The organism is Citrobacter sp. Cf132 (genome assembly GCF_030333885.1).
In the GTDB taxonomy this organism is placed as follows: Bacteria; Pseudomonadota; Gammaproteobacteria; order Enterobacterales; family Enterobacteriaceae; genus Citrobacter; species Citrobacter freundii.
Genome location: NZ_JAOWFA010000070.1, coordinates 1 through 17,089 on the forward strand (window position 1 = coordinate 1; position 17,089 = coordinate 17,089).

Sequence of the window (17,089 nt, forward strand, 5' to 3'; positions counted from 1 at the left end):
TGACCTGCTCCCCGTTGATTAGTACACCCCGATGTTAGTAATGTCTTCATAAGCCACATGAGGACATCCCCATGAAGAAGCGTTTTTCCGACGAACAGATCATCAGTATTCTCCGCGAAGCCGAAGCTGGGGTACCCGCCCGTGAACTCTGCCGCAAGCATGCCATTTCCGATGCCACGTTTTACACCTGGCGTAAGAAGTATGGCGGTATGGAGGTGCCTGAAGTTAAGCGCCTGAAGTCGCTTGAGGAAGAGAACACCAGACTCAAGAAGCTGCTTGCCGAAGCCATGCTGGATAAAGAGGCGCTTCAGGTGGCTCTTGGGCGAAAGTACTGACGACAGACCAGAAGCGGGAAGCCGTGATGTTGATGTGTGATGCGACCGGTCTGTCGCAACGTCGTGCCTGCAGGCTTACAGGTTTATCCCTGTCGACCTGCCGCTATGAGGCTCACCGTCCGGCTGCTGATGCGCATTTATCAGGGCGCATCACTGAGCTGGCACTGGAGCGCAGGCGTTTTGGCTACCGTCGTATTTGGCAGTTGCTGCGCCGTGAAGGGCTTCATGTTAATCATAAGCGCGTGTACCGGCTTTATCACCTCAGTGGCCTGGGCGTAAAACGCAGAAGACGTCGTAAAGGGCTGGCAACAGAACGTCTGCCGCTGCTCCGTCCGGCGGCGCCCAATCTGACCTGGTCGATGGATTTCGTCATGGACGCACTTTCCACCGGTCGCAGGATCAAGTGTCTTACCTGCGTCGATGATTTCACAAAGGAATGCCTGACGGTCACTGTTGCCTTTGGGATTTCAGGCGTTCAGGTCACGCGTATTCTGGACAGCATTGCACTGTTTCGAGGCTATCCGGCGACGATAAGAACTGACCAGGGGCCGGAGTTCACTTGCCGTGCACTGGATCAATGGGCCTTTGAGCATGGTGTTGAGTTGCGCTTAATCCAGCCGGGCAAGCCAACGCAGAACGGATTTATTGAGAGCTTTAACGGACGATTTCGCGATGAATGTTTGAATGAGCACTGGTTCAGCGATATCGTTCATGCCAGGAAAATTATTAATGACTGGCGGCAGGATTATAACGAATGCCGCCCGCACTCCACGCTGAATTATCAGACACCGTCTGAATTTGCAGCGGGCTGGAGAAAGGGTCATTCTGAGAATGAAGATTCCGACGTTACTAACTGAGTGTTGTATCTAATCGTGGGGGCAGGTCACGATATCTTTTTCCATAATCCCGCAGTATGCCAGCGTGACCGCCTGCGATGAATGCCCGTACAGCTTAGTGAGTGTTGGCAGACTTACACCACGTTTCAGAGCATGGTAACCTAGGTTCTTGCGTGGGCTGTGTGCTGCTATGCGAAGATTTAGCATATCCCCGGCCTCTTTAAACTTGGCAGAGACCGTCACACGGCTGATCGGTTTGCCCTTGGCTCGGTTGCTGTCCACTTCAAATAAGTATTCATGACTAGGATTATCAGCACGGCGCTGTGCTACAAGTTCGAGCGCTTTCGCTGTTAGCATGATAGAGCGCGTCTTACCAGTTTTCTGCTCCTTCAGATTTAACACATTCCCTTCTATGTGGTTAAAATCGGCATAACGTAACCTGAGGGCATCACCAACTCGCGCTGCTGTCTGGTTCAGGAATACCCACAAATCACCGTAAATCGGGCTTGTATTGTGTTTACGTAGCAGAGACTCAATCTCGGCGATCTTCTCTTTGTCTCTGACTGGCTCGACTCTCTTCATTTCGTCCCTCGCTGTTATCTCGTTATGTAAGTTACAAGGTGAGTTTTGATCATAATATGATCATTGTAAAGGGGTTTTTATATGTGATTTAACCCACTCCTGCCCGTATTGAAACAAAAGTTGGGGTTACTCTTCAGGTTCCAGTGTCGGAAAATATCTCAGCGCATAGGCTGATGTGTTAGGCGTGGCTGAGAGTGTGTCAATAAAAATGAACCATTATTTCAAAATATCGCAAGGTAACTCTTTGCACACACAACACAGATGCATAGGACGTGCATAAAGGATGCATAAGACAGCGTTTAGACACTTCTTTGACGTTCATCCACAATGCAATCTATAAGAATCAATGGGTTGCTATGTTACACTTTCACATTGTGTAAGTTATGGGCTGATTTACACCCATCGGATGAAGGGCAACAGTGAGCACAATCAGCCTGCGCCTGGCGGTGTTCTCTTGGCCTAAGCGTCATTGATCCGTACCTTTTGCCACACAGTTGTGAACAGCCCCACCAATAGCCCCGCATACGTTCACAGCGCCGCTCTACGGCGTTATTTCCCCACAATGTAATACTGTCCCAACGACAGACCAGCACCCTGCTGAGAGGCTCTTACAGGCCCAGAAATGGACTGTTTTCCGTTATTTTTGCGAAGAAAATTTAATCTTTCGGTTTGGAAAGTGCGGATCGGTGATTGTGTTTAGCCACACCATCAATGGCAGAACTGCCGAGGCCCTGCCACTACTGGCTTCGTTGTATACCTTACACCATATCGCTCACCACATCCCACAGGCTAGCAAGTGACGCAAGGCTGCATTTACGGCGAAATACTAGCGATTAAAGTTGAATTTTCCGGCATTTATTTACAGCTTGGCGAGGCGCACATCCCAAAAGATGAACCGGTCAAGAAGTAGCCTGCCCCTGACAAATTTGAAGGGGGAGGGGTGACAAATTTGACCTACGATATAATAAAGACCTAAATAATAAAGATCCTTGAAAGATCTAAGATCAAAAGATCTATATAAAAACACTTGCTTTCTGTTTTGCTTAGTGCGTAGCCGAGTGGTTGAACATGGCAAGGTGTCTTCTGTCAGAGGAGAGGGTGTCTTCTACTGGAAGATACGTGTCTTCTATTAGAGGGGAGGGTGTCTTCTATTAGACGTGGTATAAGAGCATTATAAAATCAATAATAAAAACACCTATAAGATCTTTAAAAGATTTAAGGTCAAGGGCAGGGAATGACTTGGTCATTCTTGGTTGTGGTGTTTATTGAGTGATATCAGTAATCTGGTGGCGATGCCATGAACCGACGGTTCACCCATACGGGCCTTGTATCGCTCCGCTCACTGGCTTCGCCTGTTTACACATATCTGTGTGGTAAGAAGCTCAACTTCGATGACGTAAACAGACACGGCATCTTGTGACCTCCTAACCCTCATTACCATTCTGTGATAACCAACTCATCAACAGGCTTACAGCCTGTTTCTGTGTGTGGTCATCCCAATCATGGATTCGGGTAACCCAAAGGCTACGGCATCGTGAACAGCTTCGACTGTTCACACTCTGTGTGGGAAATGCGAACCTGTTCGCCTATGTGGATCGAGCACAGCGCAGAGGAGCTAGAAACGCGACGTAACTCCCCTTGGTGGGCGGCGCTCCCCCTCAGACTTCACAAAGCCGCTATGCGGTGAATCCCCGATTCATCTTGATTGTTGTGACCGTTGATTGACAACGGACAATCAAGACTAGATAACAGGAGGCTCACAGAGCGCATCAGACACGCTACACGACGTTTAAGCGGTAGAGGTAACCCATAGGCACTGCCTACGGACCAGAATCGCTTAGAACGCATTGTATGGCTTTATGCAACCGTGAATTATTTACCACCTAAAATAAGAATGCAATACAAATTCTCACGTTCAGCACAAATTGCTAATGACATTGTATGTTGCTTTGTGGAATTATGCGGCCCATCTCAAATGGTTCATAGCATGCTTTTATTTGTGATGCAACAAAAAACTTGACAAAAAGTGTGATTTATGACATAATATATTCATACCTTGAGAAAAGGAAACATTAAAACAACACAGGAGATTAGATGACAAAACCCGTCCTGTTCGACTTTTCGAACGCTACCGCCTCAGAGATTGTTTCTGCAATCGACAACAAAATCACTTCTTTAGTCAATCTTCGCAGCTTTCGCAACCGTTGCCCTGGTGGCTCCAAAAAAGCCGACAAGATGTATCCCCAAACCCGCGAAGCAATGAACATTATCAAAGGTCTGCGCCAGCAGGCTAAGAATGCAAAAATCATCCGGGATATCCTCAAGCCCTACTCAGCAGAGTTAGCAAAGGGAAGGGATGTTATGGAGATCATCCAACCCGTTATTGGTGCATGGAAAGAGTTCTATTTCACGAAAGGAATTGGCATATCCGATCCTCAAGTCTTGATCCTCAAGATGATTGAGGTTGGCGGTGAACTTGAAGCCATCACCGGAAAAGCCATTCCAGACTTAACAACATCAGCTTAATCCCACCTTAGCATTACGGTGCGAAGCACTTTACCAGAGGTAAACACCTCAGGTGCTATTAGCATCACCCGCTGGCGCAAGCCACCAAACGAAATCGCCGCAAACACGGCTTCTTACTCCTGATCGCCATCCGCGATAGCAGGAGCGATGACTTTTATGCATTCGGAGGGAATTTTGAGATGAAACTTTCACTAGACGATGAAACATATGCAATTTTACGTGAAGAATCAGACCGCCAGGGGATTCCCGTGCCAAAGATGATCCGGAATATGTGCCAGAACCTGGCGAAACACATTCGGAAAGTACACGGGCAATTAAACAACGAGTAACCACACAACCCAACAGGGAGAAAAAGCGCATGAATATTTCATTCCCGGATGACACCTATCGTGCGTTGCTGAAAGAGGCTAACCACCGCGATATGCCCATGGCTAAGCTATGTAGTGAATTGCTGCAAATAGCGGCAAAAATCATTGAAAAGAATAAAAAAACAGAAAACCAGCGAGGATTTAATGATAGCCGAGACAACAGAAAATAAGCTCTACGAATCTTTACCGCAGCCGAATGAAGACAAACCGATTACCATCGACACTTTTTCTTACTGGTCGATACCTGTCGCCCGTATCAAGCGCTTTAATGGTGTACAAAACAGCCCTGAGATCATGGCTGTCTACAGTCATCTGCTTGGGTGGAAGAAGACGACAGGGGAGATCCGTCCTTCCCAACAGTACATTGCGGATTGCTGTTGCATGGGCCTTTCAACCGTTCAGAAGAAGGTCAAACTTTTGGTGAAAATGGGGTGGATTACTGCAACCTTATTCCGCAAACCTGGAAGCAAAGAAATTTCTTACACTGACTATACCGTAAAAGATCCTGACATCATTTTGACTGAACTTAATGCGGGAAAATCACAGCAAGGTGAGGCTGTTGTTACCATCGCAAAAAATCAGAAAGTTAAAAGCGGTAAGAATGAACAAAAGCCTGATGTGTTGGAGTCTGGCGTGGTGAAACCTGCCGCACCTGTAGCTGAACAGCGATCTGGATTTTCAAAATCTGAACCTGTGTCTGATTATTCAGAGGAAGATTTCTCAATGGAATCAATTCCTTTTTGATGATGGAGGATTGAATTGTGTGAGCAAGTAGCTGGTGACAGCCAGACAGATCACGGCTTTCAAACCGTGAAAAGCGATAAACTAAAGCGTCTTTTCAAAAATCGATGCAGGGATGAATCGATCCTTAAAACCGCAAAGACTCTTCTTGTGCACGGCATGACTTCTGGCAGAGTTGCCCTAATCCTCAGACTCGATCCTGAATTTGTTGCTGAATTAGCTAAGACCTGGAATCCACGTTTCCGAAGAGTGAAACATACCAGCCAGCGCGCAACCGGGGTCACTATACGTCAGTATTTCGAATCCGGCGCGATGCTCGAAAAAATCTGCGCTGATCTGCAATTGCCGCTGTTTACAGTTGTGCGCTACCTGTCTGATGAAGGTATCCCACACGCTGAGATTTTGGCCCGTTTTCCGGAGGAAACTGCCCCGCTGGTTCTGGAGTACAGAAAAACGCTCAGCCGTCACGCACACCGCAAGCAGAAAGCTCCCCGCCTGCACTGACACCTTAATCGCCCTGCGATGCATTAGGCTGCTATAGCACCGAAGGTGTCTGCATTTGCGAGAGTGCTTCGCACCATGACACTTAGCGGTGAATCATGGATTCATCACTTTGTGATCGGATTATTAACACGCAATACCCTATCTCGAATACCTACCGCTGATCCCCGTGTTGGCTATGGTCGCCCATCGCCCATCGCCCATTGTCTGTTGTCCGGGATTGGCTTGTTTCATAATTTGCTTTGGAGACACCACCAATGACACTGGACAGTATTAAAAATGCTCTGTTTGCAGCGATGCACGGTATGACACCGGAAGAGTACACCCTACAGAAGGCGCGGGAAAACCTCGTAAGCGTCACCTCTGGATTTCTGAGGAAAAATCCCGAATATCTCCGAGGGAGATTTGCCGAAGGCAAACCCGTTAACGGGTTGGAATACCTCAAAGCTCCTACCGACTCACCAGTTAATAAAATAACTGATAAAAAAATCATAAAGACAAAAATTATCAATATGTTGGGTGATGATGCTGGAGTTTTTAAACCTCATGATATCGACCCTGATGCTCTCGAAAGAGCAAAGGTCGCTTGTCGAAAACTGGTCGCTGATGATCCAGAACGCTATGGGCATATTATCAAACCGCAGGGGGTTTAATGGCACAAAGTGTTTTGACCAAGCGTCAAACCTCCAAAGGAGGCAAGAATGGCTAACATTATAGTGACAAAAACGGTCAACGAGATTACGTTTAAAGTTGACCAAACTGCCTACGGCAAGGCACTCAAGGCCATTAAGAGCCTGAAAGCAGCCCAGGAGAAGCCCGCCAAAGCGCTGGAGGCGGCGAAGAAACGCACTGCCCAGAGTGAAGGCAAGGCTGCTTTAGCAGCGGCAAAGGCCCATACAACCAGAATAAAGCAGCAACAACGTCTGGTTGCGGAGCAACAAAAACAGGCACAAGTGCAGGCAAAAATTGCCAATCAGGAACTGACCCACAATAAAAAAATGGCGGCATTGTCTGCGAAGAATGCAGCCCAGGCGCTAACTCAGGATGAGGCCCGTGCACGTCAGGACCTTCGTCTGAGTCGTATCAGTGAGAGGATTCGGGCAGCGGCAGCCAGTCGTGCGGTAATGTATAACCCCAATATGGGGGGCACAGTACCAGAGCCGGGATTAGCAACAGCACAGACAGCAGCTATGAATCGGGGCCATAAACGTATCTCCGATGATATTGTAGCGGCGAAACGCCGTATTGCCCTTGAAGAAAAGAAAGAAGCAGCGCTCAAACGTGAGGTGACTTATTACAACAGTTTGCGCCGTAGCGCTCTGACTCTGGCAAACGTGAACGGCGCTGACGTTGCAACCCGTTATAAAGCCATCAGTGCAGCAAAAGAGGCACTTAAAGCCCAGAAAGAAGAGCGCTACACGGTAGAAGAAACCCGCTTCGAAATGGCCCGTATAACCTCAGAATTACGCAAGCAGGCTCGACTGCAACAGCGTATCACCGAAGAACAGAAAGCAGCTGGCATTCGTGCTGGTCGTGTGCGTGCAGAAGGGCTGACAGGGCGACGTGGTATTGGTGGCGGGATTGTTGCCGGAGGTGCAGTCGGCGGAGCAACATTGATTGGCAGCATGGGAGTTGCTCGTGTTGGTCAGACGCTTCAGGGAAGCCTTGAGCGCTCTCGTGATATTAAAAAACTAGAGCAATATGGTCTGGGGCAATTAGAGTTCGCAGCTATCCAGGATTTATCTATGAGCAGGGCGGGTTATTCGCTCAGCGCTGATAAACTGGCTGACCTGAACAAGGATACGACAGAAAAAGCTGGAGAATTGCTGAATACTGGCTCTTTCAAACGCAACAAAAAAACAGGTGAAGTAACTTTCTCTGGCGGTGGTGAGTTTGCCGATATCATTAATAACGTGCTGAAATCCACTAACGGGAACCAGAAGGTCGCCCAGAAAGTGATTGGCGAGATTCAGACCATGAATTTTCCTGAATTCATACTGTACCTGAAACAGTTGCAGAAGACTTTCAAATGGACTGATAACGCGGTTCGTCACCTGGCCGAAGCCGTGAATGATGGTTCCGTCTTCCTCGGGGTGTTTGATGATGAAGGGCGGGGGGTTATTGACCGCATGCAGCAACTGGCCTCTGAGGGCTGGTCCCTGTCCGATGCACAGCAGGCCAATCTCGACAAACTGGCAGCATTAGGTGCTGAGTACAACCGAGTACAAACCAGCCTCGCTGACCACTTCAGCGCCTCATTCGTTGAGGGGCTGGGACAATATGCTACCAACACGGACACTCTACGACAGAGCATGACGGGGCTGATCCCTATCGCTGACAATCTTGGACAGTCGTTAGGTGAGTTGACCACCAACATCTTAGCCTGGGCCAGCAGCATTGGTGAAGAGCTAAGGAAGGGGTCAACGTTACCGGATGCCGTTTACAACACCACAGTAGACGAGGGAGGCAATGCCGCCGCCGAGTGGGTAAAAGAGAATATAGGCTTCGACCCTCGCACTGTAGGCCAGACCCTTAAGCAGATTTATCCGTGGCTTGACAGCTCTTCGCCTAACAGTATTGGCACAGGCACTGCCTGGGACGGGTTAGCGTTGAATGTTCCAGGCCTGAACTATCAGGGCCAGCAACCGCAACCATTACTAAAACCGACATTCTCAATCCCCACAATTGCGGATACTGCAACACGAGGACCGATCCCTGTCAGTGTTACAGGGACAGCAGACCTCAGCCTGCATCAGGATGTTGACATCAATATCAATGACGGGGCTGTGAAAGGTCTTATTGATGCAAAAATCCGAGAGAATAATGTTTATAACACAAACCTCATTCTTGGGGTTCCCCAATAACGTTGTCAGATTTAACGGTAACCATCTGATTTTCCGTCAATATCGTCAAGTCTTTGTTGTGAAAGTTAATTATTCATGATAAAATAGTTACATAGGGAATTACTACTGCCAATTGTTTTTCCTTCTCCTTATTATATCAAAGCGGCTGTGTGGTCTGGTCTTGATTCTCCGGTTTCAAATGCCGGAACAGGAATCAAGATGAACGGCAACGTTCACCCTAACGGGCCTTGGTGTTCACCACGCGGCCCTTTTCTAAATACAACCAATACGCCGCCTCTCACGGGAAGGTTAAGCCATAGCCGCTTGTTGTATTCAGAAAAGCAGGATTAATCTGCACCAAAATTCTCCGGTCCTGGATCGGGGTTTGCCAAAGTCCCGTCCTCCTCGTCGGGCTGTCACGTTGGACACTAAACAACATCAGGTGGCAGCGTTTTTGGGTCTCCTTGCCCATTCTTTGGAGCGTTGCCACCTCCTCATTCCTGCCCGCAATTAGCGGGTGCTAAAACCCTATTCGAAAGGCTGGCCCTGTCGCCGTTTATGGCTCAAGCAGGCGCTGGCCTTTTGTTTACATAGCTATGTGAAATTTAACGGGAGTTAATTATATGAAAATGGGAACAACAGAACGTTCTTACAATTCGGTGATCGCGTATGCAGTCGATCCAAACTTTGACCGCAAGACAATTACTGTCGATTTGGCAGTAGAAGTGCAGCCGGGTAGCTGCATTACTAGTGCCGGGACTACATATGTTTCTGGGGATGATTGCCTGCTGGTTCTGAGCCACCACAGGGCGGCAGATGATGCTCATGTCATCGTTGCTGATCGCGGTGTGTACATCAAACAGGACACCATCATTGCTGTTATGGGCGCGACCGCTGGCGCTAATGCTGTTGCTGCACTAACTAAAACGGGCGCAATCCGTACCAGCGCACCGGACGCAGAATAATAAGGAGAAAACAAATGGGATTATCAACCAATTTCAGCTTTGCTGATTACACCAACACTTTTGTAAACGTGGAAGCAAAAAACACACTGCTCTCAACGCTTAACGTTTTCAGTGACCGCCAGACTTCCATGAGTCCAAAGGTGAGCCTTGATATCATTGATGAAGTTGCCCAGAAGGTGGCAAGCTCTGTCAATCGTTATGGTTCCGAGTGGTCAGCTATTCCCAAGCGTAGTGCCAGCAATCACCTGATTGAAGCGCCGCTTTACGCTTATCAGGACCGTATTACAGCGGCAGATGTGCAACCTTACCGCAAACCAGGTTCAGACCTGCAAATGTCTGTGATGGACGCTGTGACAGCTTCTGCTCTCGCAATGCATGATAAGTACATGCGTACCAAGGAAAAGATTTTCGCTGACGCACTTTTCCGAAATACTGTTGAAGCAACTTACACCCAGCAACCGATTATTTCGTGGGAAGATGAATTTGGTTACCAACAGGCGACCGGAACGATCAAAACCAATGTTAGCTCTGGTGACCCGCTTCGCAGCCTGGATGACGCTGTGACTGCTGCTAAAGTGCGTATGGGTGGTCTGGCTGGTCAGCTTGACGGCTTTATCCTGTTTACTGGTAGCAACGTCTATCGGGGCATCAAATATCACCCTGATATCCGTCAGAATGTCCAGTTTGGTGTGCTTGATCGCGATGTGCTGTTTAACAAAGAAGTGCTTCCGGCATTCTCAACATTCATCATCGAGAATGTTCGCGTAGTGGAAGTCACTGATCAGGCACTTTATGGAATTGGCCCGGATGAATCCTTCCTGGTTCCGCGCTTCAGCAAGCCGCTATCTTCTGAAATCGCATTACCTTTCGGTTATGTAGCAACAGCAACCAGCCGAAATCTTGATCTGGCCTTTGCTGATCCGGTTGATTTCCGTATCTGGAGTGTGCAGGACAAGTTTAAGAACGTTGAGCTATTCGCGGAAAGTTCAATTTTGCCTGTGGTGTACCGTCCAGACTTTGTGACCAAACTGACGAACGACGCAGCTTAACGATCAGTAAGCAGTTATTAGGGACGCATTGTCCCCGCTGCTGGCGAGGCAAAGGAAAGGAGATACATATGAAATTAGCTTTGATCGGTACTGGCAACATGCCGCTGATGCAGTGGATTCTGGACGGTAAAGGCGATGATTCGATCATCAACATGTCTGCATTAGCACGCAGGCTTGAGTGTAGTCGTTCCAGCCTACTTGACCGCATTCAAAACCACGGATTTGATAGCGCCGTGAGACACTATCTCAACGAGAAACGAAAAAAGATGATTAACTAACCGGACGGGAAACCGCCCGGTTTTTTTATGGTTTCTTCACAGCATTCTTCTTCAGATAACGATCAAAGCGCTTCATTTCTTTATCAAACCATTCAGGCTGATCGCGCAAGTGTGACTCATTGCGAAATTCAGGAATGTTGAGCCAAAAATCTCTTATAGCATCAGCAATATCGGTGAACTGTGCTTCACTCACCTTAAGTTGTTCAGGTCGTGGAAGTGTTTTTCTTCTAACTGTTCCTGGTGTGTAGTTGGGGTAGTATTGCGGGTATTTACCAGCAAGTTCTGTGTGAGACCGCCCTTTACCATGCTTGTAAACATTTACAAGCAGCTGACATGCTTCAATTTTTTCATAGAATGTCTTCGATTTTATGTCGATGCCTGTCCATTCAAGTAATTCAACTAATTCAGGGAAATCAATATTCCAGATAAGTGGATCAACTGCTGCGGGCTGCCAGCGCCGAAATTCCATGACCATTTTCTCACGCAGTGCTTTATCAAATTGGTGGAACATACCGGCAGTAAGAGCCAATGTGACAGTGTTCCGCATTTCATCAAGCGCGATGTAATGTGAGATGCCTTCTTGATACGCTGCTTCATATGAATCTGCTGGGTCATCTCTATCCGGGTCGAAGAATTGTCCCAGTTTCTCGTAGTGCTGCTTTTCTACTTCGTCAGCTTCTCTCGATATATCATTAAATTGAGATAACAGCCGCTGCTTGGCTTGTAGAACATAAAATTTATGTGGTCCAAGAAGGACGCGGAGATCAAATTTATCAAAGTTGAATATATTCACTCTGAAACCTCATTGTTTCTTGTTGATAATTTGCACTTTCTACGGCGTACAGTGACGTGTGCTGCATTGTCTTTATTAACGTTTGACCACAATATCGTAGCTGACCAACCCGACATACCCCGCTAACTCCTCCATGCTCGCGCCCTGGGAATAGGTGCGGAAGGCTTCCGTTTTCGATTTCTGGTCAGTGTGTCCCGTTATGGCTCCGATCCGTTGTTCTGGTACTCCGGCACGGTCAAGGCACGTTATGAACATCCCCCGCAAGCTGTGGAAGCATTGGCGATCTGTAGCTGTAGGCAAAACTCGGTGGCGTAGTCTGGTGAACGCTTGAGAGTAGAAGGGGCCTTTCTTACCATCCTTCCGGTTAATCCTGTTAGCTTGTGGAAACAGGTATTCGCCGTAAGTGTGGTTCAAATACTCATCGACTATCGCAGATAACCGGGAGTGAATCGGGACATGCCTGATCCCCGCTTTCGTCTTTGACTTCGAAATGTAGAAACAGCGCACACCTTCCACCGTTTGGATATCTAACTTCTTGAGGCTTGCCAGTTCATCAAGGCGGCATCCTGAAAACAGTCCCATAGTGATAATGTTCCTGATCTCAGGTTCTGCTGCATCCAGTAGCTTTTGCATCTGGTCAGGCTCAAACGGCTGATAGCTTTCTATCGTGCGCCGTGCTTCGAGATTGTGACCATGAAATGGGTTGCTGTCTGGGATTGCGTCATACCGACGTTTTGCAAACTCGTACAGACTCCCCAAAGAGGTTAGCCAGTTCTGCAACGTTTGAGGTGAAAACTTGCCTTGGTTAGCCTCTAGGAACTCCGTCACCATACGGCGACCAATACCGCCAATTGTGATCGCTGGTCTTTTGATGGATTTCGTAAACGCATCGACAGCACGGGCAGACTTTTGCAATGTGGAATAGCTCCGCCTGTCTGAGTACACCTTCATGTATTCGTCGCAAAGGTCTTTTAACTTTGGCGTTGAAGGTTTCCCTTTGGTGGCTGTCTGAAAATCTGGAACGAGATTAGTAGATGCAGCACCAACGAAACGTAGATCGGTAATGGCTGACTGAATCTTGAGAAGATAAGCATTTGGGTTGAATTGCGCCTGTAGCCTTCTGAACTCCATCAGGTACTGATCACGAAATCTACGAGCCAACACAAGATCGCGAGTGCCTGTTGATTTTTTAAGCATCTTGCGACCGTTCCAGAGGTGGCGCATATAAACGGGAATATGAAGCTGAATGATATAAATCCCGTCACAGTTTACGTAAAGATAATTTGTTCCTTTGCCCTTGATCGTCATGGTCTTAACCTAGTAAGCTACCGCTACTAGTTACCGTGGATTTACGTAAGCGTCTGTTTGGTTTATCTTTTCCGGTGCTTAGAGCAAGCCTTTTCGATTCCCTTCGCCCGCTCCAAAACTCTCTCCCTGTAGTTATTCTTTATAAATGTTAAATAGCGACACCGAAATCCGGTGGTAGTGTGCTGTTACCTTCACCCAGATTACGTTGTAGCAATACCGTGTCGAGCCATAGTCCATGTTTGAAGCCAATGTTTTTCAGTGTGCCGATTTCCGTAAATCCGGCCTGCTGATGGACTTTTAACGATCCCTGATTATTGCTGTCGCCGACGATGGCAATCAGTTGCCGATAGCCCTGTGCTTCAGCCCAGCCGATCACATGACGCAGTAAAGCCTTTCCTACACCCTGACGCTGAGCCGTTGGAGCAATATAAATCGAATCCTCAAGGGTATAGCGGTAGGCATAACGCTCGCGATAGCGGGTGAGGTAGCAATACCCGATGACCTTATCTTCCTGTAGCGCGACGACCCACGGCAGCCCGAGGCTGCGGATTTTTTCCAGACGAGCAAACATCTGGTGAGCATCCGGCGGGTCGGTTTCAAAGCTGCCGGTACCGTGAAGAACATGATGTGCATAGATATCGCGTATGGCGGGGATGTGCTTTTCTTCTGCGTTAACGATTTTCATTGATCGGCTCCCATTGGCGTCTTTGCCCAGATTACCTGAAAGACTAAGGGGAAGGTAAGTGCAAAAAATTATGCTTCGATCAGTTGCTTGCAATGCTAATAGGCTTTCATATTGTAAGGGGAAATAATTGATTGTGGTTGATGTTGTCAATAATACGCAAGGTTGGTAAATACATTAACGCGTAGAGTAATACACAATTATTTGTGCACGTCTTCGAGCGTGTATCCAAATACCAATTATGGTAGGTTTCGAAAAATGATGAAGAAAGTTATTTGATTTCAATGTGTTGTTTCTGTATCTAATTCTTCTTGCGCCTGTACCCTTATTTTCATTTCATTGGCCCTGTTTGAGCCCTAAAAATTAAGTTATATTTTGTTGTTAGCAGAGAGCCTATTATCAGACTTTTCTCTATTCACCTCTCAAAATAGTTACCATGCAAACAGTTGCGCGGTGTAGCTATGCTAACCAGCAATAGTAAGCATCATCACATGATGTCACCGGGCAAACTTTGTTTAAATCCAGAATTCAATCCCAAGAGTATTAGGATTATTTAGTCTAAAATACTTTTTTGACTAAGACTTTTCTTATTCCGTAGCCACGAACTACATGGAGTGATAAAATTCCCGAGTTTATGCCTCCTGCTCAACGATTAGGGGACGCGGTGCGGGTAGTCAATAAGACGAAAGAATTAATTGCTTTATAACCCTATTACGAAATAAGCGGCAGTGCATCTTACATGGTCGGCAATCGTCAGGGATTGACCTTAACTTATTGAAAACGCTTATTTTTACTCTGATGTAAGATATAAGGGCAGATATGTTCAGTATGCGTCGACATGCCAACTTCATTAAACGTTTTAAGTCTGTAAGCTGTTTATTTACGGCCAGCATTCTTTTCCCTATGCAAATCTCTGCTGCGGTATCAGATTATGATGCTTTGGTTATTGAAGCGCGGGGGGGGAATAGTGCGCCGCTATTGCGCTACCTTGAGGATCAGGGAAAGAAAAGTGCGCTAACGCCAAATCAGGTTGCCGACTGGCTGCAAGTTTCCAGTTGGGTTGAGAACAACGATAAAACAACAATTGAAATCTGGCAGCGATATCGTGGGCAGATGGATGTACCTGCACGGGGAAAAGTCGCCGCAGCGCGTGCGTATCGTAACCAGAAAAACTGGAATGATTCATTGGCGGTGTGGGAAAGTGTTTTACAGCAAGAACCTGATAACGTTGATGTACGCACCGGCTGGATAATGACGCTGGCAGATGCGCGCTACAATCAGCAAGCCCTTACCGAAGCGAATAAATGGGCTCAGGCGCATCCGGGCGCAGATTCCGACGCATTGCTTGCCTATGTATATCATTCTCAGGGGAAAAATTGGGATGCACTGTTGGTTGCCAGCCAGGCGGATGACGTCGATCCTGGCAACAAAAATGCAAAATCCACGCTGTTGTCTGCGCTGTCAGCGAACCGTGTTTCCGGACCAGCCTTAAATATGGCGGAAGTCGTACCCACGGCAGATCCTGTGAAGCGTCGCCTTGAGCTTGATGCGGCGGCTGAAATGGTCCGATCCTCTTATACGTCCGCACGTAATGAAGAAGAACGTTTTATCGTAGCAGATAAAGCGCTGGCCCGTTATGACCAGTTGTTGGCGGCCTGGAAAGATGAGCCGTCTGCGCAGAATGATGTCCGCCGGGCGAGAATAGACCGTATGGGTGCCCTGTTGGTGCGTAAGCGTACTGCCGAAGTGATCGAGGAATATGAGTCCCTTTCCGCAAGCGGCGAAGTACCAAACTACGCAAAACGTTGGGTGGCATCAGCATGGTTAAGCGAGCGTCAGCCGGAAAAAACCGAAGCGATGTTGGCGAGCATCTACTACCCAAATGGGCCTATCCCGGTGACGCCGCTCAGTCCAGAGGATCAACAAGATCTGTTCTATGCACACATTGATAATGAAAACTTCGATGCTGCCAAAAAACAAGTCGATGATTTGATCAAAGAGAGTCCGTATCTGCGGCGTATCTATGGCTCGCCAACGCCGCAGCCTAACGATAACTGGCTGCTCGGACAGTCGCTGCTGACGCAATATCATATCGCTGCCAATGAACTGCCAGAGGCAGAAAAGCTCGCAGAGCATCTGGCACGAACAGGCTCCGGTAACCAGGGACTGCGCATTTCCTATGCCTCTGTGCTTGAAGCGCGTGGATTGCCGCATGCGGCGGAGAAAGAGCTTAAGCTGGCGGAAGTGATTGAGCCAAGCAACCTGGAGCTGGAGCGTCAGCAGGCTTACGTTGCGCTGGATCTCCAGGAATGGAAGCAGGCCGATGAACTGACGGATGACGTTATTGCCCGTAGCCCGGATGATGAAGCGACGCTGCGCCTCGCGCGTATTCGTGATGTCCACAAAATGTCGGAAGTGCGCATTAGCGGCACGCAGGGGATCTCGTCCGATAGCCCGGTCAGCGGTAAGAATGACTTCAACATCAACACGGCTATTTACAGTCCGCCGATTAATGACAACTGGCGACTGTTTACTGGATTCAACTTCGCTACCGGTGAATTTGAGGAAGGGAAGGGCATCAGCCGCGATCTGGCGGCGGGTGCAGAATGGACTTCCCGTGATTACTGGGCGGAAATGGAAGTGTCTGGCCGAAATTATGGCGATGGTCAGAAGATTGGGGGGCGTCTATCCGGCTGGCATGACTTCAATGACAACTGGCGCGTAGGCGGTTCGGCCGAGCGCTTGTCGCGTAATACGCCATTGCGCGCGCTGCGTAGCGGTGTGTATGCCAACGGCGGCGATATGTTCGTTCGCTGGTATCAAAACGAACGACGTGAATATCAACTGTCGTTTGCTGCATCACATTTCTCAGACGGTAACGATCGCATCGAATACGGACTCAGCGGAAAAGAGCGCATCTGGACCACGCCTCGCTTCACGCTGGACTTTACGCCGGGCATTGGCGGGAGCACCAACACCAAAGAGAATGTGCCGTATTACAACCCGAAGAGTGATTTTTCGGTTGTCCCTGGCCTGAGCGCAGAGCAGGTTCTTTACCGCCACTATGATACCGTCTGGACGCAGCAAGGTCTGGCAGGCGTAGGTGGCTACTGGCAGCAAGGTGAAGATGCAGGCGCTATCGTCCAGGTAGGATACGGACAACGGCTTAAATGGAACAACGTCGTAGATGGCGGGGTGATGCTGATTTGGGATAAACGCCCCTATGACGGTAAACGTGAGCGGAATATCTCCCTCGCTTTCGATTTAAATGTCAGGTTTTAA

At 48.2% G+C, this 17,089-nt stretch carries 15 protein-coding genes; 11 read left to right on the forward strand and 4 right to left on the reverse strand.

The annotated features are described in order from the left end of the window. Window positions 1–71: 71 nt before the first annotated feature. Window positions 72–1,192 (forward strand): IS3-like element ISSen4 family transposase gene (locus OGV85_RS19810; RefSeq protein WP_085950818.1). Its coding sequence is split into 2 segments (ribosomal slippage): window positions 72–330 and window positions 330–1,192, totalling 1,122 coding nucleotides; the frame shifts between segments, so codons are not numbered across the junction. A gap of 9 nt (window positions 1,193–1,201) precedes the next feature. Here the strand turns inward: OGV85_RS19810 and OGV85_RS19815 are convergent. Further along, entirely contained in the window at window positions 1,202–1,753 is a 552-nt protein-coding gene (locus OGV85_RS19815; protein ID WP_286553876.1) for a tyrosine-type recombinase/integrase, read from the reverse strand. Window positions 1,754–3,847: 2,094 nt separating this feature from the next. Here OGV85_RS19815 and OGV85_RS19820 point away from each other — a divergent pair. The 9 genes from OGV85_RS19820 to OGV85_RS19860 all read left to right on the forward strand — a co-directional run bounded on the left by OGV85_RS19820 (window position 3,848) and on the right by OGV85_RS19860 (window position 11,024). After that, window positions 3,848–4,279, forward strand: a complete 432-nt coding sequence (locus tag OGV85_RS19820) for a hypothetical protein (protein WP_061547612.1) — start codon at window positions 3,848–3,850, stop codon at window positions 4,277–4,279. Between the two features lie 358 nt (window positions 4,280–4,637). Beyond that, entirely contained in the window at window positions 4,638–4,817 is a 180-nt protein-coding gene (locus OGV85_RS19825; RefSeq protein ID WP_061547611.1) for a hypothetical protein, read from the forward strand. Further along, window positions 4,792–5,391 carry a helix-turn-helix domain-containing protein gene (locus tag OGV85_RS19830; RefSeq protein WP_156485341.1) on the forward strand — a complete coding sequence of 200 codons (600 nt, stop codon included), beginning with the start codon at window positions 4,792–4,794 and terminating at the stop codon, window positions 5,389–5,391. The genes OGV85_RS19825 and OGV85_RS19830 overlap by 26 nt, the downstream gene beginning before the upstream one ends. Window positions 5,392–5,406: 15 nt before the next feature. Further along, window positions 5,407–5,892: a hypothetical protein gene (locus tag OGV85_RS19835; RefSeq protein WP_061547609.1), complete on the forward strand. Its 486-nt coding sequence runs from the start codon at window positions 5,407–5,409 to the stop codon at window positions 5,890–5,892. Between the two features lie 254 nt (window positions 5,893–6,146). Then, on the forward strand, window positions 6,147–6,542 hold the full coding sequence (locus OGV85_RS19840) for a hypothetical protein (protein WP_061547608.1): 396 nt from the start codon (window positions 6,147–6,149) through the stop codon (window positions 6,540–6,542). A 48-nt stretch (window positions 6,543–6,590) separates the two neighbouring features. Beyond that, window positions 6,591–8,753 carry a hypothetical protein gene (locus OGV85_RS19845; RefSeq protein ID WP_061547607.1) on the forward strand — a complete coding sequence of 721 codons (2,163 nt, stop codon included), beginning with the start codon at window positions 6,591–6,593 and terminating at the stop codon, window positions 8,751–8,753. A gap of 602 nt (window positions 8,754–9,355) precedes the next feature. Further along, on the forward strand, window positions 9,356–9,697 hold the full coding sequence (locus OGV85_RS19850; RefSeq protein WP_061547606.1) for a hypothetical protein: 342 nt from the start codon (window positions 9,356–9,358) through the stop codon (window positions 9,695–9,697). 14 nt (window positions 9,698–9,711) lie between these two features. Beyond that, window positions 9,712–10,746 (forward strand): major capsid protein, encoded by a 1,035-nt coding sequence (locus OGV85_RS19855; protein WP_061547605.1) that lies wholly within the window; start codon window positions 9,712–9,714, stop codon window positions 10,744–10,746. Between the two features lie 68 nt (window positions 10,747–10,814). Beyond that, window positions 10,815–11,024 (forward strand): hypothetical protein, encoded by a 210-nt coding sequence (locus OGV85_RS19860; RefSeq protein WP_061547604.1) that lies wholly within the window; start codon window positions 10,815–10,817, stop codon window positions 11,022–11,024. Window positions 11,025–11,049: 25 nt separating this feature from the next. Here the strand turns inward: OGV85_RS19860 and OGV85_RS19865 are convergent, their stop codons facing one another. From OGV85_RS19865 to OGV85_RS19875, 3 genes are all read right to left on the reverse strand, one after another. Further along, complete coding sequence (locus tag OGV85_RS19865) at window positions 11,050–11,817, reverse strand: hypothetical protein (protein ID WP_061547603.1); 768 nt, start codon at window positions 11,815–11,817, stop codon at window positions 11,050–11,052. A gap of 75 nt (window positions 11,818–11,892) precedes the next feature. Beyond that, window positions 11,893–13,125: a tyrosine-type recombinase/integrase gene (locus OGV85_RS19870; protein ID WP_061547602.1), complete on the reverse strand. Its 1,233-nt coding sequence runs from the start codon at window positions 13,123–13,125 to the stop codon at window positions 11,893–11,895. A 148-nt stretch (window positions 13,126–13,273) separates the two neighbouring features. Next, entirely contained in the window at window positions 13,274–13,810 is a 537-nt protein-coding gene (locus OGV85_RS19875) for a GNAT family N-acetyltransferase (RefSeq protein WP_003033852.1), read from the reverse strand. Between the two features lie 816 nt (window positions 13,811–14,626). Between OGV85_RS19875 and pgaA the strand changes: the two genes are divergently transcribed. Next, window positions 14,627–17,089 carry a poly-beta-1,6 N-acetyl-D-glucosamine export porin PgaA gene (gene pgaA, locus OGV85_RS19880; protein WP_032949991.1) on the forward strand — a complete coding sequence of 821 codons (2,463 nt, stop codon included), beginning with the start codon at window positions 14,627–14,629 and terminating at the stop codon, window positions 17,087–17,089.